The following is a 22762-nucleotide window of genomic DNA, read 5'->3' on the forward strand; positions in this document are numbered from 1 at the left end:
AGTAGCAATGATCAATCGTTTACCCCTATGCGCCCGCCTGATGGGTGCAACGGCCCTGACCTTGGTTGCGGCCACAGCGCACGGCCAATCAAACGAAGGGTTTTCACTGCGGCTGAATGGGGCTGATATCGCCTCTGACACGGCCCTGTCGACCATCGCGCGACGCGCAGATGTGGCCCTGGCTGACGCAGATATTCAGGTTGTCGTCGATGGGTTGGGCGTCGTGCCCCGCCTTGATCTTGAGGTGATTGGCGATGCTGCCCCCTACACCACAGGCGATGTAGTGACCCTGCAATCTGCCCTGAACTATCCGGCCTATATCAACCGCGCTGAAATGCGTGTCATTGATCTTGCCGCTGTGGGTGGGCCGCGCACTGTGGCTGTAGCACCGATCACACCAAACGGTCAGGTCAGTCTGACCCTTCCTGCGGGTGAAGACTTTGCCATCGTGCACCGCGTTTATGATGCGCAGGGGCGGTTTGATGAAACCTTTCCGCTGTCGCTAACAACGCCCGACGACCGCACCCTTTCCGCAGATGCCGAAGATGGCAGCGATGCGACCGCTGAACGGAACATTCCTGTACATGGCGGCGCGGTGACCGTGCGCGGTCAAGGTGTTGTTCCCGGTGGCCGGGTGACGGCCTTTGGCGGCCCTGTCACGCCCGACAGGGATGGTGGTTTTATTCTGCAACGCATCCTGCCTGCGGGCGCACATGATATCGACATTGCCGTCAATGGCAGCGGGCAGCGTGTGAACCTGACCCGCCGCGTCGTCGTTCCAGCGTCAGAGTGGTTCTATACTGGTACGGCAGATGTGACCTTTGGCGTGCGCACCGGCGATGATGTAGATGGCACCGAGACGTATCAGACAGGCCGTGTTGCGGGCTATGTGGATGGACGCACGCAAACCGGGGTCGCGGTCACGGCATCCATCGACACAGGCGAGGGCCCGCTTGAAGATATCTTTCGCGATCTGGACGAAAAAGACCCCCGTTCGGTCCTGTTGCGTGTCGATCCTGATGATCTTTATCCGACATATGGCGACGATTCGACGTCTGTGGACAACACCCCCACCTCTGGCAAAATCTATCTGCGGGTCGCCCGTGATGATGATTTCGTCCTTTGGGGTGATTTCACCAGCACGCTGACCGGCAATGCCTTGGTGCGCAACGAACGCACGCTTTATGGCCTGCAAGGGCATGTCGCCACCAACACACGCACGACCGCAGGAATACCCCGCGCGGCGGCTGATTTATATGCAGCACAGCCCGATAAACTGCCCCAGCGTGATGTGTTCCGCGGCACCGATGGGTCGGTTTATTTCCTTGAAAAACAGGATATCGGCGGCGGGTCAGAAACGATCAGCATTCAGGTGCGCGATCCCGGCACTGACCGGGTGATCGAAACGGTCACTCTGGCGGCAGGTCGCGATTATGACATCAACTATATCCAGGGGATCGTGACCCTGCGTCAGCCGCTGCAAAACAGTATCTCGCCGGGTGTCGTGATTGCGGCACCGGGCGAGGCATCCAACGTCAATCTGGTTGTGCAGTACGAATATACGCCGACTGCGACTGATCTTGACGGGTTTTCCTACGGTGGACGGGTCGAAGGCTGGGCCACAGATCAGCTGCGCGTTGGTGTCAGCGGCATTGTTGAACAAACAGGTATCGCCGATCAGACCCTTGCGGGTGTTGATGTGCTTTATCAGCTTGGTGAAACCTCTTTCATTCGCGGCGATGTTGCCCAATCCGAAGGACTTGGTTTTGGCACCACCTTTTCGGCCAATGGTGGATTGATCTTTGATGAAACCGCCGCGACAGATGGCAACGGCACGGCGACCAAGATCGAAGCGCAGATAGCATTCGCCGATATCGGCCTGCAAACAGAAGGGGCCTTCAGCGCCTATGCAGAACAGCGCAGCGAGGGGTTTTCAAACCTCGACAACACCGTGTCTGCGACAACGGGTGATGAAGACCTATGGGGCTTTGCCATCGCAGGCAAACCCAACGATGTGCTCAGTTATCGCGCCTACCTTGATAGTTATGAAAACGCCGCTGGCGACGTGGATCGCACCGCCGGAGCAGAACTGGGATATCAGATTTCCGATCCTCTTTTGCTGGAATTCGGCCTTGAAAGCACGGACCGCGATGATGCCACCGAAACAGGGCAACGCACTGATGCGGCGGTGCGGCTGACCTATGCGTTCAGTGATGCATTCGAAGCCTCGGTTTTTGGGCAGGAAACGCTGGATGTTGATGGGCTGGACCGAAATGACCGCTACGGTATTGGCGCAGACTATAGGTTTACCGAAAACTGGCGCATCAGTGGTGAAGTGTCGGACGGCAACCTTGGCACTGGTGGATCGATCCGCCTGAGCAACGAAGATGATGTGGGCAACCAAACCTATTTCGGATACACGTTGGAACCCGGACGCACGTTAGCAGGCGTCACCCTGAACGGCACTGACCGCGGCCGGTTTGTTGCTGGCGGCACTCGGAAAATCGGCGCTGATGTCACCGCGTTTGGCGAAAACACCTATGATGTTTTTGGTGCCTATAACAGCCTCGCCAGTTCATACGGTCTGACCTATCAGCCGACAGACACCCTGCAATACAGCGCGGCCATGACGGTTGCGACGGTGCAGGACGACGACGAAAACGACTTTGAGCGGCAGGCGGTGTCCTTTGGCCTGTCCTACGACACAGAGCAGTTCACAAGCGCGGGCCGCGTGGAATACCGGACCGAAGAGGGGCTTGTGTCGGGCAACGAGCTGAACACTGATACACTGCTGATCAGTCTTGATGCGCGCTACAAAATTGATGAAACGCAGCGGATCGTAGGGTCACTTGACCTTGCGCGGACGCAAACGGACGCCAGCGCGATCCTTGATGGCGAATATACCGATGCCGTGCTGGGTTATGCCTTTCGGCCAATCGACAATGAACAACTGAATATCCTGGCCCGCTATCGTTATCTTGAAGATCTTTATGGGCAGCGGGTGGATGATGCAGACGAAGACGGGCCGCGCCAGCGCAGTCAGGTTGTCAGCGTGGATGCGATCTATGATCTGAACGAACGCTGGTCCATTGGCGGCAAGGTTGGCTACCGGGCATCTGAAACCGCCGCGACAGAGGCGTCAGCATTCACGCAAAACGATGCGTGGCTGGCGGTTGGTGGTGTGACATATCACATGCTGGATCGCTGGGACATCGCCGCAGAAGTGCGCAATCTGACTGCCGTGCAGGCAGAAACGTCTGATACCGGCGTGCTGGCCACGGTTTATCGCCACGTCGGCGATCACCTGAAAATCGGGGGCGGATACAACTTTGGACAGTTTTCGGATGACCTGACGGATCTGGTGCAGGATGATCAGGGTCTGTTCATCAATCTGGTGGCCAAATACTGAACCCTGACTTGCGCTGAACTGACACCGTGAAAAGGCCGCGCGTGAACTGCGCGGCCTTTTACTTTTGCGGGTGATCTCGGGAATAACAGATCGTCCCGCTGTTTGGTCGCGCTGGTGATGAGGGAGTTGGCGGCCAACGCGACCGGTACTGCCCGCCGATGCGGTATGACTATGCTGCGACTGAAATGAACGTCACGCGATCACCTTTCGGCTGTCCCTGACCGCGTGACGCCTCTCTCCCGTTCGCGTTGCCTAGAATGTGTATCGGATGCTGAGCCCTGCGCTGATTGCTTCGGCGTCGTCAGAACCGAACATATATTCCACATCACCTGTCAGGTTCAGCCCGCCCGATTGTGCAAAGGTTGCCCCAAGCCCGACAAAACCGCCAAAGAAGGTGTCGCTGTCGGTTGCATCAAAGGAAAACGGATCGCTGGTCACCGGACCGCCTGCACCTGTCTGGGTGATCTGTGCATCAAACGTATCCTCCGAAGACAGGCGACCTGCAACACCGGCCCGCAATTCGCCGTCAAATGCGCCGCTGCTATAGCCCAGCGCCAGTTGGTGGCGCCCGTTCAGTGTTTGTGCGGTGCGGCTATCGACGCTTAGGTTGGACCCTGTTGTGCCGGTTTCCTCGAACGCATCAAACTGTACCAGCGTATAGTTCAGGGCGGCCGACGGGCGCAGTTCAAACGCGCCCAGTTGGCGGAAGAACCCAGCCGCACTTACGCCTGCACTGATAAAGGTGCTGTCGAACGACGCCTCTGCCGTTTCCAGACCGTCGGTGATTGTGGTGTCCAACACCACCCGGCTGCTGTCATGGCTTTGCGTGCCTGCCAGAACGTTGAAGGTATAGTACCCGTTTTCACGATGTTCAGTGAAATAGGCACCCCCAAAGATGCTTTCGCTGTCGACACTGGATGCGCTGACGTCCGTGGCGATCTGCCCATTGGCAAAGCCACCCACAAAGCCAATGTCACGGCCATAAAACGTGCCTTCATACCCGGCCACAACACCTGCGTGATCGGCGGTATAGGCCAGTGCCGTACCGCTTTCGCCAAAAGTTTGTTGGCCACCAAGGACCGATGCCCAGACACCTGATTGCCCAGCGTTATTGCTGATCGCCCCGCGGGCTGTATCAGCCAATGTGCCGGTCGCTTCGTTCAGGGCCGATGCGGCTGTCATTTCGATGCGCAGGATATCGGTCTGGTTGTCGCCAAAGGTGACGAATTGCGCGTCATAGGCGGCATCGACGTCAAATTCTTCGGTTTCAAAGGTGGAGATACGCCAAGAGATATCGTCAGGCAGCACGTCACGCTCAAGCGCAAAGCTGTCGCCTGCGCCTTCACCCAGATCAAAGATACCGATGAATTGCGCACCTGCGGCCATCGTCACATCCTGATCGCCATCCCGGCCACGGACAACAGCTGCAAGGCCATCACCCGCTGTCAGCATCATACCGCTGTTCACAAGTGTCGTGCCATCTTCGTCAAGTGCTGCCGCATCCGACCCGATACCAGAGACGACCACATTGCCGGTGTTCGACAACAGGCCACCACCAGCAAGCGCGATGCCATCAGCGTCTTCACCAGTCGTCATTACGGCGGCGGTGTTGGTCACATTGCTGCCAACGCCTGATACGTTGATACCGATAGAGTTTTCGCCCGCGGTCGCGATCATTCCGGTGTTGTCGATGGTGCTGTCAGCACCTGATGAAATGATCCCAGCTGAAGCAAAGCCTTCTGTTGCAATCATGCCAATATTGTCGACATCCGCATTGGCGCCAATGGCTTGCACGCCAAAACCCCCTTGTTCGGCGAGCGCAATCGCGCCTTCATTGATCACGGCCGAAGCATTGCCGACGCTCAGGATACCAATGGCGTCACGTCCAGTCGTATCGATTGAATTGTTGTTGACGATTTGCGTCGCATCGCCAGAGCTGACGATTGCAATGCTTGCGTCCCCAGAAACCGACACCGTTTGGTTGTTCATAATCATTGCATTTGTGCCAGAAGAAACCAGACCTACGGACTCCAGACCTGCCACCGTCACGGCGCCGTTATTTATGATCTGGGCGTTTTCACCACCGGCGTCGATCCCTTGGTTGTCGCCGCCATTTACGTTGATTGCGGCGTTGTTGATGATCTCGTTGTCGTTCCCCTCAGCCGATATACCGCTGGAAAAAGAACCATTGGTCGTGATTTGGGCATCATTCATGATCATGCCGTCGTTGCCTGTCAGCGAGATCCCGTTCGATCCATCGCCCTGCGTTGTGATGCCAAAGCCTTCGGGAAGCTCAATATCCTCCTCGCCCAGATCAAACCCATTCATAATCAGGGCATTGTCGCCGTTTACAGCAACGCCGTCACTATCTGTCCCTGATGTAGCGATTATCCCGACATTGAATGCGAGCGCGCTTGCGCCGTCCACGACCATCCCATCAGCGTCTGTGCCGGATGTTGTGATGGCTGCTCCATTCACGGCTCCAGCAATAATTTCAGATCCGAAACCATCGCTGACGTCGACAACACCGTCAAAGCTTGTGGTGACAGAGATACCCTTTGCGCCATCGCCAGTGGTGGTGATATCGCCAAAGTTAAAGGCGAGACCGACAGCCGCATCAATGACGATACCAGATGCATCAGTGCCCTGAGTTTCGATGTTTGCATCATCATCATTTGTTACGAAAATGGTGCCGCCTTCAGCCAAGATACCCTCGGCACCATCCCCCAGTGTACTGATGCTGCCGTCGTTTTCGACGAAGCCGCCGTTTGAAATCACGCCATCAAGGTCAGAAAGGTCTAATCCCGCATCGGCGCCGTCGCCTGCGTTCATGACAATGCCTTCTGCGTTGTCCTGAGTTGTGGAAATCGTACCATCGTTATCAATGGCAATGCCGACGCCGGAAACACTGATGCCGTCGGCATCACTGCCGCTTGTCGTGATGGACCCATCGTTGTTTACAAAGCCGTTTTCACCGCTGACAACAATACCGGCAGAGCCAACACCGTTGGTGGTAATCCGGCCATCATTTTCGACGTCCGCGTTGTCGCCCGTTACCGAAATACCGGCAGAGTTGTCTCCCAGCGTATCAATCGTACCTGTCGCTGCGTTATCGACATTCGCACGGTCACCTTCGACGTCGATGCCATTGCTGTTGTCGTCTTGGGTAATCAGCTCACCTTCGTTGATTTCAACAACATCGTCAGCTTGGGCTTGCATTGCAGTCGCGCCATCACCGTTTGTCATGATGGCACCCGTGTTCGTTGCAACCGTGCCGTTAACGTTGGTGACCATACCTTTGCCGCTGCCGCCGCCTATGTTGATGGTGCCGGTGTTGGTCATGATCAGCGGATCGTCCGCGGCGCGCTCAAAACCCTCGATGTCATTGGCAATCATGCCTGCGCCATTGCCGGTCAGCGTGATCTCACCATCGTTGATGAGGCTTTCAACATCCTCGGCCCCGACCATACCGTTGTTGTCGCCGCCTGCGGCCAGGTCCGCAGTTTCTGAAATGATACCTGCGTTCATCGCCGTGGTGCCAGCACCAGCAACATTGATCGCATCACCTTCGTTGGCTTGGATGATGGCACCCACGGCATTGTCAACGGCACCATTCGCGCCATTGACCACAACCCCGTTTGAGCCCGCGCCAAATGTGGTGATCAGGCCTGCGTTATCGACATCGGCGTCCGCGCCCACGACAGAGACACCGGCAGAGTTGTCGCCAGAGGTGTCAATCGTGCCTGTCGCAGCATTGTCGATGTCAGCGCGGTCGCCAACAACGTCGAACACATTACTGTTGTCGCCTTCGGTGATCGCTTCCTCTTCATTTATGATGGTCACATCGTCGGCTTCTTCCACCGAAACGACCGCTGCATTGGCGCCCCTCGTCTCGATAAGACCCTGGTTTGTGAAGGTCGCATTAGCGCCGAGGATCTGAACCGCGTTTGACCCGTCAGCACCGCCCTCAATTTCGGCGTCCGTGATGTTCACTATTTCAGCATTCGCGCCCGTGGCAACAATGCCAATCGTACCGGTCCCATCAAGGTTGATTGTATCATTGTTGGCGATATTGGCATCGGCGCCAGAAGACTCAATCCCAATGGCATTACTGCCACCCAGATTAATTATCTCGTTGTTTGCGATCTCTGCATTTCGACCGCTAGACGCGATACCCTTCGTGTTTGCCGCAATTGCATTGATCCCGTCGTCATTTCTGACGTCTGCGTCAGCGCCTGTTGACCCAATAGCGATCGCACCCTCGCGATTGAGGTTAATCTCGTCGGTATTCAGAATGACTGCGTTTGTACCAGATGAGAGAATACCGAACCCCTCTGCAATCTCTCCTGAACCGGTGTTGACGTTAATGACGCCACTATTCGTGACTTCTGCATTTGCATTTCGCGACTGGATGGCAGACCGTCCAAGTTCATTCACGTTTATGGTGCCAAGATTGGTCACTGTGGCATCATTGCCAAAAGAGTTGATGGCATGCCCTTCTTCGGTCTCAACGGACATCAAATTTTCATTCACAACGGTGGCGTTTTGCCCGCCCGCATTGATACCAAAGGCATCACCATCGCCCACGGCGTTGATTTCACCTTCGTTGCGGATGTTGGCATCGTCACCCGTTGAAAAGATGCCGTCAGCGAATGTACCCGATGATGTAATTGTGCCGGTCGCACCATTCACAATCTGTGCGCCATCACCTGAGCTGCTGATAGCTCTACCGCTAGCGCCATCGTTGGTCATGGTACCGTTGTTTGTAATAGTGGCGGCTTCACCGCTTGAGTTGATGCCATCACTATTGCCTCCGACCGCTGTCATTTCACCGTCATTTGTGATCGTCGCGTTCGCACCCAAGGAATTGACACCATCATTGCCATCGCCGGACTGAACAATGCCTTCGTTCTGGATCACGACGTTATCGCCGCTTGCATCCACGCCGTCGTTGTCCGCAACAGCCAAGGTGCCGGGCGCCAGCGGATCGCCGGTCACGTCATCAATGCCTTCACCTTCAATCGTCAGGCTGCCACCGTCCTGATCAAGGACAACCTGATCTGTCCGGGTCTCACCAGCCGCAATCGTGACCTCTTGCGCCAGTGCGGGCTGATAGGCCAGCAGGCCCAGCATCAACGCCAATGGCGAAACAGCACAGCGCATCGCACGCGTTTGAAATGGCATGGTCGTGCAGGGGGCTGCTGCATTCATTATCTTGTAAGTCATCAAAATTCCCTTTCCCTCGGCCCGCTCAATCACGGGGCTACACGACACCTACGCGCCGAGGTCGGGGTCTATTCGCGACAATGCGAAAAAAATTTTACCGATTGGAAAAATCACGCACCGCACGGTGCCTTCACCCTTTGGCAAAGCGTGCCATTTAGGGTTGGCCGCGGATATCCAGCCCGTGTGGGGCGCATCATGCCGCACACACCAAGATCAGGTTTCGCTTTAGGTCCACAGACCGTCCGCATGGACGCAGGGCCAGCGATTGCTCCGATAGGTGCGAAAACGCCCGTCGGTTCCAGAAACCGTTTGTGACGGGCCCGTCCCCTCTTGATCTTATGGTAAATGCATCAAAAGCACACAGCGCCGGGCCGCCTTATCAAGGCCGCCGGGCCATTTGTGTTGCTTGCAACCAACCGTCCATTTCGCTAACCCCGCGGGGATGATTGCAAGAGGTGCGGCATGGACGATCTGAAACAGAAATACCTTGGCCTGATTGCCGATGCCGCAGATGAGGCCGCAATTGAAGACCTGCGCGTAAGGGCCGTTGGCAAAAAGGGCGAGATCAGTTTGCAGATGCGCGAACTGGGCAAGATGACGCCAGAGGAACGGCAGGTTGCAGGCCCCGCGCTGAATGCGTTGAAGGACGAGATTAACAGCGCGCTGGCGGCCAAGAAAGCGGGCCTTGCTGATGCCGCCCTTGATGCGCGTCTGAAAGACGAATGGTTGGACGTCACGCTGCCATCCCGCGCGCGCGGGCAAGGCACCGTTCACCCCATCAGCCAAGTGACCGAGGAGGTCACCGCGATCTTCGCCGATATGGGCTTTCGCGTGGCCGAAGGGCCGCAAATTGAAAGCGATTGGTACAACTTCGACGCCCTCAACATCCCCGGCCATCACCCCGCGCGGGCCGAGATGGACACGTTCTATACCCACCGCGCGCAAGGCGACGACCGCCCGCCGCATGTGCTGCGCACGCATACGTCGCCGGTCCAAATCCGGTCCATGGAGGCCACAGGCGCGCCAACCCGCATCATCTGCCCCGGTCGCGTGTACCGCGCCGATTACGACCAGACGCACACGCCGATGTTCCATCAGGTCGAAGGGCTGGCCATCGACAAAGACATCAGCATGGCAAACCTGAAATGGGTGCTGGAAGAGTTCGTGAAAAGCTATTTCGAGGTTGACCACGTCGACATCCGCTTCCGCGCCTCGCACTTTCCGTTCACCGAGCCATCGGCCGAGGTCGACATCCGCTGTTCATGGGAGGGCGGCACCCTGAAAGTGGGCGAAGGCGACGATTGGCTTGAGATTTTAGGCTCCGGCATGGTGCACCCCAAGGTGCTGAAAGCGGGCGGGATCGACCCGGCGGAATGGCAAGGGTTCGCCTTCGGCATGGGCATCGACCGGATCGCGATGCTGAAATACGGGATACCCGATCTGCGGGCGTTCTTTGACAGTGATCTGCGATGGTTAAGGCACTATGGGTTTGCGGCGCTGGATCAGCCGACGTTGCATGGTGGGTTGAGTAGGTGATCTCTCACGTATCACGGGAGAGACTGGCACATGCACTTTGCATCATTGGTGAGGCTGGGCTCGACGGCTATATGTACGACTCCGCGGTAGGTATGCTTACCCGCAAAACATACGAGTCGAAGAAGAAAAGATGGATGATTCCCAACTCTCCGAGATTTAGTTCAGACGAGTTTAGAGACTACATGGCACTAGCCGTTGAAAACGGACTTGTGGATGCTGGCCGAAATAACGACGCGCTCCGACGAGGGGAGTTAGATGGTGATGAGTGGCTGTTGAAGCTTACTTTAGCCGGATGGAATTATATCGAAGACTTCGATCAACCCGTTCTTGAAAGATGGTTCGTGAATATCCGAGATAATGTTCCGACTATAATTGTTTCAGTGGCAACAGCACTAATAATCGCCAACGCCAACAGATTGCTTGATCTGATTGTCGGAACCGTTACCCCGTAATCGTTTCCGCCCGGCTCGCCGGGCAGCGCCCGGACCTCCCCCATGGGGAGGGCGCTTTTGCAACGGCGCAATCCGTATCAAAGTCAGTGATCATGGCCTCCCGCTCGCCAAACCGCACCGCCTTGGCGCCTCCCCGAGGTCCGGGCGCTGCCCTGATGTTGTGCATAGAAGAACCGCCGCGAATGGCTTAGAGTACCCAAATGACCAATGACACCGAAGACCTGCAAGACACATACCCCGGCGCGGGCACGTTTAAGTTCGGCGATAGTGCGGAGCTTTGCCAGCGCCTGATCGCCCTTGTCCGCCAGGGCCGCAAAACCGCGACTTGCGCAGCACTCTCCGATTTCGAAGGCGAGCCTGAGGCGATGCCTGTCGTGGGCCGCTGTGATATCGCGGCGAATTGGGATGGTACGCCCGCGCTGGTCATCCGCACCACCAAGATGCAGGAAATCCGCTATTGCGATGTCACCGAAGACATGGCGCTGGCCGAGGGTGAGAACGACACACTGCTGGGCTGGCGCAAGGATCACAAAGCCTATTTCAAACGCAACGGCGGGTTTCACCCCGAAATGATGCTGGTGTTTGAACACTTCGAACTGGTCGAGGATTTGGCCGGACGCGCGCTTTAACCCGGGGTGTTCCCCAACACCCGCACCGCGCTATATATCGGGTATGCAACGCCTCTGGCTTATCATCCTGATCATATTCATCATCGGCGGTCACATCGCGATGTGGACCTCTGACATGCCGCGCGATCTGGCTTTGCGCCTGACGCTGATCAACGCCGCTGGCTGGGCGGTGATCCTGATCCCCGCTTGGCTGGTGTCAAAATGGGCCGCAGCCCACCAGCGCAAACCGTAGGTCGGGGCCAGCCCCGACGCCCCTTTCCCCTTTGCGTGTTATCCGGTAAGCCCATCCCAACACATCTAACCCGCAGGACGGACCCATGAAATTCACGCTTTCCTGGCTGAAACACCACCTTGAGACTGACGCATCGGTCGCTGATATCACATACGCTTTGACCGACCTTGGGTTGGAAGTTGAGGGGATCGAAAACCCGATTGAACGCCTTGCTGATTTCACCATCGGCAAGGTGCTGACCGCCGAAAAGCACCCGGATGCGGATAAGCTGAAGGTCTGTCAGGTCGATACTGCTGATGGCCCGACCCAGATTATCTGTGGTGCGCCAAATGCGCGTGCGGGCATCACCGTGGTGATCGCCAGCCCCGGCACTTATGTGCCCGGTATCGACACCACGATTGGCGTTGGCAAAATCCGTGGCATTGAAAGCTACGGTATGATGTGTTCCGAGCGCGAGATGGAGCTGTCGGAAGAACATGACGGCATTATCGAATTACCCTCGGGCGAGGTCGGCGACCGCTTTACCGATTGGTTGGCCGCGAATAAGCCAGACAAGGTTGATCCGGTGATCGAGATCGCCATCACACCGAACCGCCCCGACGCGCTGGGCGTGCGCGGTGTGGCACGTGATTTGGCCGCGCGTGGTCTTGGTACGCTAAAGCCGATCACGGTTGATCCAGTCAAGGCCAGCTTCAGGGCTGACCTGAATGTATCTATTGATGACGATACGCGTGATGGATGCCCCATTTTCTGTGGTTATTTGATCAAAGGCGTCAAGAACGGCCCCAGCCCCGACTGGCTGCAAGCGCAGCTGCGCGCCATTGGTCTGCGCCCTATCAGCTTTCTGGTCGATGTGACCAACTGGTTTACCTATGACCTGAACCGCCCGCTGCATGTTTTTGACGCCGACAAGGTCAATGGCAACCTGCGTGTGCATCGCGCCGCTGGTGGTGAGACGATCACGGCCTTGGATGACAAGGACTACACACTGCAAGCGGGTCAGATGGTCATTTCGGATGATAACGGCCCTGAAAGCATCGCGGGTGTCATGGGCGGGCTTGAGACGGGTTGCACCGCGGACACTGTGAATGTTTTCGTCGAAAGCGCTTATTGGGACCCGATCCAAATCGCCTACACCGGGCGCGCGCTGAAAATTAACTCTGACGCGCGATACCGGTTTGAACGGGGCGTTGACCCGGCTTTCACGCCCGAAGGGCTGGAATACGCGGTGCGTATGATCGTGGATCATGCAGGCGGTGAGGTGTCTGAGCTGATCCAGGCGGGTGCAGTCCCCGATACATCGCGCGCGTGTAAACTGGATGCCAAGCGGGTGATCTCGTTGGTCGGGATGGACATTCCAGAGGCGACACAGCGCGAAACATTGACCGCCCTTGGCTTTACCATGGAAGGGGACATGGCCCATGTCCCGTCGTGGCGTCCTGATGTGCAGGGTGAGGCTGATCTGGTGGAAGAAGTCGCGCGCGTGGCCTCATTGACCAAGCTGGAAGGCAAGCCTTTGCCGCGCATTGATGCAGGTGTGCCCAAGCCTATTCTGACCCCCAGCCAGACCCGCCAACAGGCCGCGCGCCGGACGGCTGCGGCGCTGGGCTATAATGAATGCGTGACCTATAGTTTTATCGACAAGGACGCGGCGCAGCTTTTTGGTGGCGGTGATGACGCGACCATGCTGGAGAACCCGATCAGTTCGGAAATGTCGCATATGCGGCCCAACCTGCTGGGTGGTTTGCTGCGCGCTGCCGCCCGTAACCAAGCGCGCGGTTTCATGGATATGGGCCTGTTTGAGGTTGGCGCTGGCTTTCATGGTGGCGAGCCGGGTGAGCAGCATATGCTGGTGTCTGGAGTGTTGGTCGGGCGGACTGGGCCGAAGGATGTGCACGGCACGTCGCGGCCTGTGGACCTTTATGATGCCAAGGCGGATGCAGAGGCTGTTTTGGCCGCGATTGGTGCCCCTGCAAAGGTGCAAATCCTGCGCGGTGCGGATGACTGGTGGCACCCGGGGCGGCATGGCAAGATCTGTCTTGGGCCGAAAAAGGTGCTCGGCATCTTTGGCGAACTGCACCCGCGTGTGGTGCGCGCGATGGATATCAAAGGACCAGCGGTGGCGTTCACAATCTGGCCAGATGAAGTGCCGTTGCCCAAGAAGAAATCTGCGACACGCCCTGCGCTGGCCGCAACCGATCTGCAAGCGGTTGAACGTGATTTTGCCTTTGTGGTGGATGCGCAGGTCGAAGCATTAGCACTGGTGAATGCCGCCGCAGGTGCCGACAAGGCACTGATCACTGATGTGCGTGTCTTTGACGAATTCATCGGCGGGTCATTGGGCGAAGGCAAGAAATCCCTTGCCGTCACCGTGCGTTTGCAACCGACAGATAAAACGCTGAAGGATGCCGATATCGAGGCGGTCAGCGCCAAGATTGTCGAAAAGGTAAGCAAGGCAACTGGTGGGGTGCTGCGCGCTTAAACGGACCGAAATTCAAATGAAGGAGCCTCATATGACCCTCAAGATTTACCTTTCAGGTGAAATTCACACCGACTGGCGTGATCAGATTACAACCGGTGCCTCTGGATTGGACGTCGTCTTTGACAGCCCGGTGACGGATCACGATGCCTCTGACGATTGCGGTGTGGCTATCATGGGTGCTGAGGACAAGAAGTTCTGGCACGACAATAAAGGCGCCAACCTGAACGCGATCCGCACGCGGCATGGGATTGAAAATGCCGATATCGTCGTTGTGCGCTTTGGTGAGAAATACAAGCAATGGAACGCTGCGTTTGATGCGGGCTATGCTGCGGCCCTTGGCAAATCGCTGATCGTGATGCATGGGCCGGACCATCAGCACCCGCTGAAAGAGGTCGATGCTGCAGCCTTGGCCGTTGTTGAGGAACCACAGCAGGTCGTACAAATTCTGCAATATGTCCTGAACGGCACGCTGCCTTAGGTCGGGGCCCGCCCCGACATGCGACGGTTCAGCAATGATTGATCACATGACCTTTGGCGTGACGGATTTTGTACGCTCGACCGCCTTTTACGATCAGGCCTTCGCGCCGCTTGGCGTGAAACGGCTGTTTGAGGTGCCTTTGGAACATACGGGTGGCGTCAAAGTGTGCGGCTATGGTGATGATCGTGCGTGGTTCTGGCTGGCAGAAGAGAAAGCGACGAAGGGGTTGCTTCATATCGCTTTGCGAGCAAAAAGCCACGCCGCGGTTGATGCGTTCCATGCGGCTGCCTTGCGCGCTGGCGGCACAGACAACGGCGCACCCGGTCCGCGGCCGCATTACGACGCGCATTATTATGGCGCGTTTATTCTGGACCCCGATGGGCACAATATTGAAGCAGTATGTCATGCCGCGCCATAGTGACGCCGGTAATCGCAGCTTGCATGGCGCGTAGATATGCTGACGCTCACCCAAAAGACGTGACCCAGACATGTGCTTTGCGCAGGTCGTTTCAGACGGCAATTCAACGAAAGAACCAAGATCAATGAATATTAGATCAACAACGCATGCCGATATTTCCGCCTTGCAACAGGTCCTGGATGGCACCGCACTTTTCCTAAGTGAGATGCTGCCGGACATGCTGGGTGGCTTTCTATCTGATGCAGACAGCGACGATATCTGGCTGACTTGCGAAGTGGACGGCAACGCCGTGGGCTTTTGCTATGCCGTTCCTGAACAGCTGGCTGATGGGGCTTGCCCTGCCGCGTTTGGGCCGGGGGAACACCCCGGCCTGATTGCCTGATCAAGACGGATCAGGAATGCGTTTGGCCTTTGCAACAGCTGGCCGCGCAAAAAACCGCTCAACATAGGCAGGCACATTTTTGAGGTCGTTGTAACCAACGACGTCCTTCGTGCCATAAAACTCCAGCGCGTTCAGCCATGGTGCAATTGCCATATCAGCGATGGAATAGTCCCCCACGATCCAGTCCTTGCCGTCCAGTTCCTTTTCCAGAACGGCCAGCAAACGGATCGCTTCATCGCGGTAGCGTTCGCGGGGGCGGGGATCTTCGATGTCCTTGCCTGCGAATTTGTAGAAAAAGCCCATTTGGCCCAGCATTGGCCCAAGCCCGCCCATCTGGAACATCAACCACTGTGTGATCTTGGCCTTGTCTGACGCTGTCGCGCCAAGGAATTTCCCTGATTTTTCAGCAAGATAAAGCAGGATCGCCCCGCTTTCGAAAATCCCGATTGGGCCGTCTGGCCCGTTTGGATCAATGATCGCCGGAATCTTGTTGTTGGGGTTCAGTGAAAGGAATGCGTCGCTTTTCACATCCGCGTCGCTGAGCGTGACAAGGTGGGGTTCATAAGCCAAACCCATCTCTTCCAGCGCGATAGAGGCTTTGACACCATTGGGCGTGGGGAAGGAATAAAGCTGGATCACAGACGGGTCCTTGGCGGGCCAGCGTTTGGTGATCGGGAATGCGGATAAGTCAGCCATGTGGCAAAGTCCTTTGCAAAAATTTCTGTTCTTTCAAGCTAAGGGGAAAAGCCGTGAATAAAACCCATGGAACTGTGAGCTGATAGCGGTAACTATGTGCGTAGTTGCGCAGTGGGCATCAGACCCGCGCGCCAAGTTAAATATGTGGGGACAACTATGCTAAACGAATTCAAGACCTTCATCGCCAAGGGCAATGTCATGGACATGGCCGTGGGTATCATCATTGGTGCGGCCTTTACCGCGATTGTCACATCGCTGGTGGGCGATCTAATCAACCCGATCATCGGCCTTGTGTCCGGTGGTATTGATTTCACCAACAACTATGCCGTGCTGGCCGGTGACGTGCCGCCAGGTGCATCACTTGAAACTGCGCGCGAGGCGGGGGCGTCGATCTTTGCCTATGGTGCGTTCATCATGGCGATCATCAACTTTCTGATCATCGCCTTTGTGGTGTTCATGCTGGTCCGCTACGTCAACAAGATCAAAGACGCAGCCTCACCTGAGGTTGAAGCCGCCGAAGAGCCCAAAGGGCCAACATCGGAAGAACTGCTTGCAGAAATCCGGGATGCGTTGAAGGCGCAAGCCTGATCAATCCGATTATGCTGAAGGGCTCGCTTGGAACAGCGGGCCCTTTTTTACGTCTAACGCATCAGAAACGTCGTGATCGCGTCATTGACGAAAGCAGGATTTTCCAAAGGCGAGGTATGTCCGGCCTGGGGTACTTGGATCAGTTCTGATCCTGCAATCACGTCTTGCAATGCTTTGGCTGTCGTGGGTGGTGTGGGTATATCCTCTTGACCCACCATAATCAGCGTGGGCGGCGGTGTGTTCAAAGCGCGCAGATTGTCTTGCACATCATCGCGATCAAAAATCGCCCGCCCGAATTGCCTGATAGAGGTGCGGTCCAACCCGCCGATGTAGGATTTCCATGCAGCAAAATCCGCCCGCTGTGCCGGGTCATTGCGGTAGTGTGCCCCAAACAGAAGCGGCAGCACTTTGCCTAGTAAGGGGCGAATACCGATCAGGCGGACAAAGAACAGCAACTGGTTATATTGCCTTAGCGTTGCCTTGCTTTCTGCATTTGCGCCGGTGTCCATCAGGATCATTGTTTTGATCAGGTCCGGACGCCTTAACAACAGGCGCACACCGACATAGCCACCGGTCGACATACCCGCAAAATGCACGGGTCCGTCGCAAAGGGCCGTGATCAGTTTTTCGGCATCATCGACCAGATCATAGATGCCAAACGGATGCGGACACGGCCCGCTATCGCCATGCCCGCGATGGTCAAAAGCGATAACGCGGTGTGTGGCGCTGAAGCTGTCAATCTGTGCTGCGAACATCGCCCGGCTCATCAGATAGCCATGCGAAAAGACGATCGTGTCAGGCCCGGACCCGGCGGTCACATAATGGATGGATCGTCCGTTGATTTCAATTGTGGGCATCGTAGTTGCGTCCCATCACTGGATGACAGGACGCTACCGCGCGCTGCGCAGCACGGCAAGCATTACACTTTCAAGGCCAGCGCAGGTGACAGCACGTCGATGCCCAACGCTTTGCCCACCGCATAATACGTCAGTTTGCCAGCATGCACATTCAGCCCGTTCAGCAGATGGGGGTCGTCCTCGCAGGCCGTGCGCCAGCCTTTGTCGGCCAGTGACAGCATAAAGGGCATGGTCGCATTCCCCAATGCGATGGTCGATGTGCGCGCCACCGCGCCGGGCATGTTCGCCACGCAATAGTGCATGATCCCGTCCACGTCATAGATCGGGTCTTCGTGGGTGGTCGCCTTTGAGGTTTCGAAACACCCCCCTTGGTCGATGGCCACATCCACCAGTGCCGCACCGGGTTTCAACTCGGACAGTTGCGCGCGCGAAATCAGCTTGGGCGCTGCTGCACCGGGGATCAGGACTGCGCCGATGATCATGTCCGCCGCGCGCGCCAGTTCAATGGTATTGCCTGCACTGGCGTAGCTGTTTTTGAACTGCCCGCCAAAGGTATCATCAAGATAACGCAGACGTGGCAAGGACCGGTCCAGAACGGTCACATCGGCACCCATGCCTGCCGCGATGCGCGCGGCGTGTGTGCCCACAACACCGCCGCCGATGACAACAACACGGGCAGGGCCGACGCCCGGCACGCCACCCATCAGAACACCGCGCCCGCCATTGGCCTTTTGCAAGGTCCATGCGCCAACCTGTGGGGCCAGACGCCCCGCGACCTCAGACATGGGGGCCAGCAGCGGCAGACCGCCCCGGTCGTCAGTGACGGTTTCGTAAGCGATGCAAGTTGCACCGGATGCCATAAGGTCGGTGGTCTGTTCTGGGTCAGGGGCGAGGTGCAGATAGGTGAACAAAATCTGCCCTTCACGCAGCATTTTGCGTTCAACTGCCTGTGGTTCTTTCACTTTTACAACCATTTCGGCAATTTCGAAGACTTCGGCGGCCGTGCCGACGATGGCAGCCCCGGCATCGGTGTAATCTGCGTCTGTGAACCCAGCGCCATTGCCTGCGCCGGATTGAATGGTGACCTGATGGCCGTGGTTAACCGCCTCGCGCGCGGCGTTTGGTGTCAGGCCGACGCGGAATTCCTGTGGTTTAATCTCTGTTGGGCACCCGATATGCATGACCCGTTCCTCCTTGCTATTGCGCCGACTATCTGCGCCGCCGCGTGCAATTTCATCGGGCTTTTTCTTGGATGTTTGCGGTAACCTTGGTAAGGTTTTGCGCGATATAGAATATTTGCCGAAGGATCGTGCGCAAAATGGAATTAGACAGTATTGATCGCCGAATCCTTGGGGTTTTGCAGAAGAAAGGCCGCATGTCGAATGCAGAGCTTTCTGATCTGGCGAACCTGTCTGCGTCGGCCTGTCATCGGCGCGTACAGCGGTTGGAAAAGGATGGATACATTCGCGATTATGTGGCGCTGCTGGACCCACGTAAAATGGGGCGGCCGACGACGGTGTTTGTCGAAATCACGCTGAGCGGGCAGACCGATGAGGTACTGGACGCGTTCGAAAAAGCAGTGGCAAGGGTGCCCGATGTGCTGGAGTGTCATCTGATGGCGGGCACGGCGGATTATCTGCTGAAGGTCGTGGCCGGCGACACAGAGGATTTCGCGCGCATCCATCGGCGCTATCTGGCGGCATTGCCCGGCGTGGCGCAGATGCAGTCGTCTTTTGCGTTACGAACGGTCAGGCAGACAACGGCGTTGCCGGTTTGAGGACCTTCGCTACATGGCGCTATTGCAGTAGTGGTTTGGGATAGCTGGGTGGCGAATATATGTGGGAAAACTGCTTTGACATAATGTTGGCTTAATCCCTATCTAATAGTCACTGTTGATTGGGCGGTCTTTTACAGGCCTTGAGTATAAGGTAGAGAGCCAATGTGTTTGATGTGCGGGATACCAACCTGTAGTGCTTTTGAAGGTCAGCCGGAGTTGGCTGGTGCTGGAGATCGAAATTTTACAGGCGGCACAGCCGATGCGCCATTTGCATTTATTGAGGTAGGACTTTCCAGTGGCGGGTCTGCTATCACTAAATGGGGCGGTGACCGTTTTGGTGCCTCTGGCGGTACGGTAACCTACTCATCCAACATCTCGGGATTGAATGGCGGTTTGACAGGAGCAGCCTTAGCTGCATTTGAATCGGCAATTGAACTTGCGTTTGCAACTTGGGCAGCCTTGGCAAACATTACCTTTCAGGCTGTAAGCGGCGCTGCCGATATCGAAATCAGAAGCGATTCTGTCGATGGAAACGGTGGGCCTGATGGAAACGTTTTGGGTTTCATGCGCCCCACAGATTTTGAGACTATTTTCGTTGGCGACGAGTTTGCTATTTTTGACGATGTTGAGATTGTATTTGATCGGGCCGAGAATTGGGCCGTAGACGGTGGTAGCGGGACCAGCTTCTTTGCTGTTGCCTTGCATGAAATTGGCCATGCTTTGGGTATGGATCATGTACCAAATGTGAGCGATGGTGGCACGCTGCAAAACATGAATCCAATCCTATCGACCGATGAACTGCAGAGTGGTGATATAGCTGGTATTGGCACGCTATACGGGGACCGCGAGTACAGCGACGGTGTTGATAATGTGAGTTTTGCGAAGGTGAACGTGGATACGGGTCAGGTAATCTTCTCAAAAGGTGGCAATGATAACGTCACGGGTACTGATTTCGGCGACAGCATCTACGGTGGTGCCGGTAACGACCATCTGTTTGGGGGCGGGGGCAACGACCGGTTGGTCGACACCCGCGGCGACAATGATATTGAAGGCGGTAACGGCGGTGATACGATCATTGGTGGTGCTGGTGCGATCGATGCTGACGGCAACAATGGTAACGATACGCTGATTGGTGGTATCGGTAATGATACACTGAATGGCGGTTCCGGCAACGATACGCTACGCGGGGATCCAAGCGGAAGCTTTATCGCTGGTAACGACACCCTGATCGCCGGCTCTGGCAATGATGAGTTGGAAGGCGGCGGTGGTGCAGATACGTTCGTGTTCAGCCGGGCAAGCGGCAACAACCGCATTCTTGATTTCGAAATTGGTGTGGATGAGATTGATCTGCAAGGCTTTGGCTTTAGCCAAGGTACATTGACCGATAACGGCACAAACAGCTTCTTTTCGTTCAACGCATCTGGTGTTGATTTTGATTTGACGATTGAAGGTGTCATCGTCTCTGCCGAGGATTTTATCTAATGCAAGCGACATTTCTGCGTGGCCTTTGCGCTACAATCATAACTTCTGGACTTGTCGCCTGCGGTGGTGGTGGTGGTGGTGGTGGTAACACTGCCTCTGACGGCACAAGGCCTGATGATCCGGCGGCGAATTTTCCCGGCAGCGTTTCAGCCGAGCTAGATGATACAAGTGCTTTGGGTGAAGCAGGCATGGCCTATGTTTTGTTGGATGGACAAATATTGCGGGAAAGCGACCGGGTCAGCATTCGCTATAGCGATGGCTTGGTGAGCGGTGGCTTGGTGAGAGAGCAGAGCATCAGTGATACCGATGCTTTCATCAACCCTGCGAATGGGGAATTCTCGCGTATTGTCCGCATTAGCAGTGACAATTTGTTTGGTGTTGTTGGTCTGGATATTCAGGATGGCGACCTGCCGACCAGTGGAAACACGAACTACAACCAAGGTTGGGTCGGAATGACCGCTATTTTTGAAGATGATGTTCTCGTCCTTGAAGGCGATGCTACCTTTACGGTGGCTTGGAGTGGTACAGGCGACATTGACGGTAGTTTTAGAAACCTATCCGGTACAGATTCAGACGATGCAAACGTCTCAAATGTTGGTACGATCGTTCTAAATAACGGGATAATCAGTGGCGATAACTTCGACTTTGCAGGTAGTACCGTAAGCGGAACAGGGGTATTCGCGTCTCTTGGCGGTTCTGGCACCTCCTCATCTACAACGGGTACATTTTTTGGCCCGCAGGCGAATGAGTTAGGCGGTGTCATTTTGATTGACGATTTGCCGAACGATATTCAGGTTTCCGGCGCGTTTCAGGCGGACTCCAATTAATCCTCTTTAACCTGCTCGTCCGGTTCGGGCGTCAGCCCATAGGGTCGCGCTAGGTTCCAGATGTGTTTTGGCACCATGTTTTTGATCTTTGCGGGCTCTTCCCGCCGCAGATGCAGGATGGTTTCTGCTGCTTTCATCTCGACCCGTGCGCGGGCGAACTCAACGCCGCGCGGGCCGATCCGGGGCATCAGCCAGCCCATGATCCCGCGAAGCCAGCTGGGCATCCGTCGCAAGGGCAATCCGCCTGCGGCGAGCCTTGTGTTTTCGACGAAACCTTTGACTGATCCTGCCCTTTTTCCCCGCGATCCGGGCGGGGCGAGCGTGACTTCATCGCCAAGGCTTGCCAGCATTTCCGCCCCGCGGTCATTGCGCACGATCAGCCATTGGTCGCCTTCGCCTGCCATGTAGCCTACCGTGATGTCCGCCAGCCGGTTGGTGTAGTCCACGCAGGTGCGGCAGGTGGTTGGAAAGAAGTCAGCGGGAAGATCCGAGAGGGGGAGTTTCAGGAAGGGGATCAGCCGTTGCGTGCCGTCGGTGAACCGCAACTCTACGTGATAATCGGCGCGGAATTCAAGGTAGGTGACAGTTTCGGGGGCGTCGGTGAGGCGGGCAAGGAAGCTGTGGAAGTTTTCCGTTGTCGTGTTGTCAGAACAGGGTGTGCCGATGACGTAGATCCGCTCAAACCCAAGGTCCGCTTCCAGCGCGCGCAGGGCGTAGATCTGGCAGGGGATGCCGATCACGGCGATCTTGCGGTGACCGGCTGCGTGTGCAGGTTCCAACAGGGCGAGCAGGGGCGCATAGCCCATGCGCATGCCGCGCGCGTGTTTCATATCAGCCGCTTTGGTGATGATCGCAGGGCGGGGGCGCCATTTATCGGCGTCATCGGGAACCATTGTGAGGACGGCATCAACCGCACCGGTTTCCAGCAAGCGTTCAGCGAAGCGCGTGGTCAGCCCGGTCCATTGTGCGCCGTCGCGCGCGGGGATGAGGGCGGCGCGGTACATGGCTTGGGTGACGCCAAAGAACTGTTCATCCCCGTCGCTTTGCGCGGGGCGACCGTGGATAGCGGCCTCGGCTGCTGGGTAGTCGGGTTTGATGAATTGGCAGGCTTTGCCACAGGCCGATGGATCGGCCATGCGCGAGACACCGCAATCGGTGCAAAGACCGCGCGGGGCAGGGGTGGCAAATTGGGGTGAGGCGGGTTTCGTCATAGCGAGAGTTTAAGAGGGTGACGGGGCGTGTCTAGGTTATTCGGGAAAGGCAGGGATGCGTGACGAACAGAGCTTTCTCT

Annotated in this window: 18 protein-coding genes; 13 read left to right on the top strand and 5 right to left on the bottom strand. The window is 56.5% G+C overall.

What is annotated here, in order from left to right; genetic code table 11:
• Positions 1-7: 7 nt before the first annotated feature.
• Positions 8-3409 carry a TonB-dependent receptor gene (locus tag RCCS2_RS06965; RefSeq protein WP_008232682.1) on the top strand — a complete coding sequence of 1134 codons (3402 nt, stop codon included), beginning with the start codon at positions 8-10 and terminating at the stop codon, positions 3407-3409.
• 252 nt (positions 3410-3661) lie between these two features.
• Here RCCS2_RS06965 and RCCS2_RS06970 read toward each other — a convergent pair whose 3' ends face one another.
• Positions 3662-8635 (bottom strand): beta strand repeat-containing protein, encoded by a 4974-nt coding sequence (locus RCCS2_RS06970; RefSeq protein WP_156788474.1) that lies wholly within the window; start codon positions 8633-8635, stop codon positions 3662-3664.
• Positions 8636-9097: 462 nt separating this feature from the next.
• Here RCCS2_RS06970 and pheS point away from each other — a divergent pair, with 462 nt between their 5' ends.
• The 8 genes from pheS to RCCS2_RS07010 all read left to right on the top strand — a co-directional run bounded on the left by pheS (position 9098) and on the right by RCCS2_RS07010 (position 15244).
• Positions 9098-10171 (top strand): phenylalanine--tRNA ligase subunit alpha, encoded by a 1074-nt coding sequence (gene pheS, locus RCCS2_RS06975; protein ID WP_008232687.1) that lies wholly within the window; start codon positions 9098-9100, stop codon positions 10169-10171.
• Between the two features lie 71 nt (positions 10172-10242).
• Entirely contained in the window at positions 10243-10623 is a 381-nt protein-coding gene (locus RCCS2_RS06980) for a hypothetical protein (RefSeq protein ID WP_008232689.1), read from the top strand.
• A 200-nt stretch (positions 10624-10823) separates the two neighbouring features.
• Positions 10824-11252, top strand: a complete 429-nt coding sequence (locus tag RCCS2_RS06985) for an ASCH domain-containing protein (RefSeq protein ID WP_008232690.1) — start codon at positions 10824-10826, stop codon at positions 11250-11252.
• 43 nt (positions 11253-11295) lie between these two features.
• On the top strand, positions 11296-11484 hold the full coding sequence (locus tag RCCS2_RS06990) for a hypothetical protein (protein WP_008232693.1): 189 nt from the start codon (positions 11296-11298) through the stop codon (positions 11482-11484).
• An 85-nt stretch (positions 11485-11569) separates the two neighbouring features.
• Positions 11570-13966: a phenylalanine--tRNA ligase subunit beta gene (gene pheT, locus RCCS2_RS06995; RefSeq protein WP_008232695.1), complete on the top strand. Its 2397-nt coding sequence runs from the start codon at positions 11570-11572 to the stop codon at positions 13964-13966.
• 31 nt (positions 13967-13997) lie between these two features.
• Entirely contained in the window at positions 13998-14444 is a 447-nt protein-coding gene (locus RCCS2_RS07000) for a YtoQ family protein (protein WP_008232696.1), read from the top strand.
• Positions 14445-14478: 34 nt separating this feature from the next.
• Entirely contained in the window at positions 14479-14862 is a 384-nt protein-coding gene (locus RCCS2_RS07005; RefSeq protein ID WP_008232698.1) for a VOC family protein, read from the top strand.
• A 124-nt stretch (positions 14863-14986) separates the two neighbouring features.
• Entirely contained in the window at positions 14987-15244 is a 258-nt protein-coding gene (locus tag RCCS2_RS07010) for a hypothetical protein (RefSeq protein WP_198007020.1), read from the top strand.
• Here the strand turns inward: RCCS2_RS07010 and RCCS2_RS07015 are convergent, their stop codons facing one another.
• Positions 15245-15940, bottom strand: coding sequence for a glutathione S-transferase family protein (locus tag RCCS2_RS07015; RefSeq protein ID WP_008232700.1), 696 nt, complete (start codon positions 15938-15940; stop codon positions 15245-15247).
• A 156-nt stretch (positions 15941-16096) separates the two neighbouring features.
• Here RCCS2_RS07015 and mscL point away from each other — a divergent pair, with 156 nt between their 5' ends.
• Positions 16097-16528 carry a large conductance mechanosensitive channel protein MscL gene (gene mscL / locus RCCS2_RS07020; RefSeq protein WP_008232701.1) on the top strand — a complete coding sequence of 144 codons (432 nt, stop codon included), beginning with the start codon at positions 16097-16099 and terminating at the stop codon, positions 16526-16528.
• A 53-nt stretch (positions 16529-16581) separates the two neighbouring features.
• On the opposite strand, the gene RCCS2_RS07025 is transcribed toward mscL, so the two are convergent.
• Both RCCS2_RS07025 and ald read right to left on the bottom strand, forming a co-directional pair.
• Positions 16582-17385 carry an alpha/beta fold hydrolase gene (locus RCCS2_RS07025; protein ID WP_008232702.1) on the bottom strand — a complete coding sequence of 268 codons (804 nt, stop codon included), beginning with the start codon at positions 17383-17385 and terminating at the stop codon, positions 16582-16584.
• A gap of 62 nt (positions 17386-17447) precedes the next feature.
• Positions 17448-18566 (bottom strand): alanine dehydrogenase, encoded by a 1119-nt coding sequence (gene ald, locus RCCS2_RS07030; RefSeq protein WP_008232703.1) that lies wholly within the window; start codon positions 18564-18566, stop codon positions 17448-17450.
• A gap of 137 nt (positions 18567-18703) precedes the next feature.
• On the opposite strand from ald, the gene RCCS2_RS07035 reads away from it, so the two are divergent.
• The 3 genes from RCCS2_RS07035 to RCCS2_RS07045 all read left to right on the top strand — a co-directional run bounded on the left by RCCS2_RS07035 (position 18704) and on the right by RCCS2_RS07045 (position 21471).
• On the top strand, positions 18704-19162 hold the full coding sequence (locus tag RCCS2_RS07035) for an Lrp/AsnC family transcriptional regulator (protein WP_008232717.1): 459 nt from the start codon (positions 18704-18706) through the stop codon (positions 19160-19162).
• 216 nt (positions 19163-19378) lie between these two features.
• Entirely contained in the window at positions 19379-20644 is a 1266-nt protein-coding gene (locus tag RCCS2_RS17875; RefSeq protein WP_008232725.1) for a matrixin family metalloprotease, read from the top strand.
• A complete protein-coding gene (locus tag RCCS2_RS07045) occupies positions 20644-21471 on the top strand; it encodes a transferrin-binding protein-like solute binding protein (RefSeq protein WP_008232727.1) in 828 nt (275 codons plus the stop codon). The genes RCCS2_RS17875 and RCCS2_RS07045 overlap by 1 nt, the downstream gene beginning before the upstream one ends.
• Here the strand turns inward: RCCS2_RS07045 and RCCS2_RS07050 are convergent.
• Entirely contained in the window at positions 21468-22682 is a 1215-nt protein-coding gene (locus tag RCCS2_RS07050) for a Coenzyme F420 hydrogenase/dehydrogenase, beta subunit C-terminal domain (RefSeq protein WP_008232729.1), read from the bottom strand. The two genes, RCCS2_RS07045 and RCCS2_RS07050, sit on opposite strands and share 4 nt — an antisense overlap.
• Between the last annotated feature and the right edge of the window lie 80 nt (positions 22683-22762).

It is taken from the genome of Roseobacter sp. CCS2, assembly GCF_000169435.1.
Lineage (GTDB): Bacteria > Pseudomonadota > Alphaproteobacteria > Rhodobacterales > Rhodobacteraceae > Yoonia.

What these genes read in the sequence shown, in the direction of transcription:
- RCCS2_RS06965 (WP_008232682.1), top strand. Translation starts at nt 8, where the DNA reads ATGATCAATCGTTTACCCCTATGCGCCCGCCTGATGGGTGCAACGGCC.
- pheT (WP_008232695.1), top strand. Translation starts at nt 11,570, where the DNA reads ATGAAATTCACGCTTTCCTGGCTGAAACACCACCTTGAGACTGACGCA.
- RCCS2_RS07035 (WP_008232717.1), top strand. Translation starts at nt 18,704, where the DNA reads ATGGAATTAGACAGTATTGATCGCCGAATCCTTGGGGTTTTGCAGAAG.
- mscL (WP_008232701.1), top strand. Translation starts at nt 16,097, where the DNA reads ATGCTAAACGAATTCAAGACCTTCATCGCCAAGGGCAATGTCATGGAC.
- RCCS2_RS07045 (WP_008232727.1), top strand. Translation starts at nt 20,644, where the DNA reads ATGCAAGCGACATTTCTGCGTGGCCTTTGCGCTACAATCATAACTTCT.
- RCCS2_RS06980 (WP_008232689.1), top strand. Translation starts at nt 10,243, where the DNA reads ATGTACGACTCCGCGGTAGGTATGCTTACCCGCAAAACATACGAGTCG.
- RCCS2_RS06970 (WP_156788474.1), bottom strand. Translation starts at nt 8,635, where the DNA reads ATGACTTACAAGATAATGAATGCAGCAGCCCCCTGCACGACCATGCCA.
- pheS (WP_008232687.1), top strand. Translation starts at nt 9,098, where the DNA reads ATGGACGATCTGAAACAGAAATACCTTGGCCTGATTGCCGATGCCGCA.
- ald (WP_008232703.1), bottom strand. Translation starts at nt 18,566, where the DNA reads ATGCATATCGGGTGCCCAACAGAGATTAAACCACAGGAATTCCGCGTC.
- RCCS2_RS07015 (WP_008232700.1), bottom strand. Translation starts at nt 15,940, where the DNA reads ATGGCTGACTTATCCGCATTCCCGATCACCAAACGCTGGCCCGCCAAG.
- RCCS2_RS07050 (WP_008232729.1), bottom strand. Translation starts at nt 22,682, where the DNA reads ATGACGAAACCCGCCTCACCCCAATTTGCCACCCCTGCCCCGCGCGGT.
- RCCS2_RS06990 (WP_008232693.1), top strand. Translation starts at nt 11,296, where the DNA reads ATGCAACGCCTCTGGCTTATCATCCTGATCATATTCATCATCGGCGGT.
- RCCS2_RS07000 (WP_008232696.1), top strand. Translation starts at nt 13,998, where the DNA reads ATGACCCTCAAGATTTACCTTTCAGGTGAAATTCACACCGACTGGCGT.
- RCCS2_RS06985 (WP_008232690.1), top strand. Translation starts at nt 10,824, where the DNA reads ATGACCAATGACACCGAAGACCTGCAAGACACATACCCCGGCGCGGGC.
- RCCS2_RS07010 (WP_198007020.1), top strand. Translation starts at nt 14,987, where the DNA reads ATGAATATTAGATCAACAACGCATGCCGATATTTCCGCCTTGCAACAG.
- RCCS2_RS07005 (WP_008232698.1), top strand. Translation starts at nt 14,479, where the DNA reads ATGATTGATCACATGACCTTTGGCGTGACGGATTTTGTACGCTCGACC.
- RCCS2_RS07025 (WP_008232702.1), bottom strand. Translation starts at nt 17,385, where the DNA reads ATGCCCACAATTGAAATCAACGGACGATCCATCCATTATGTGACCGCC.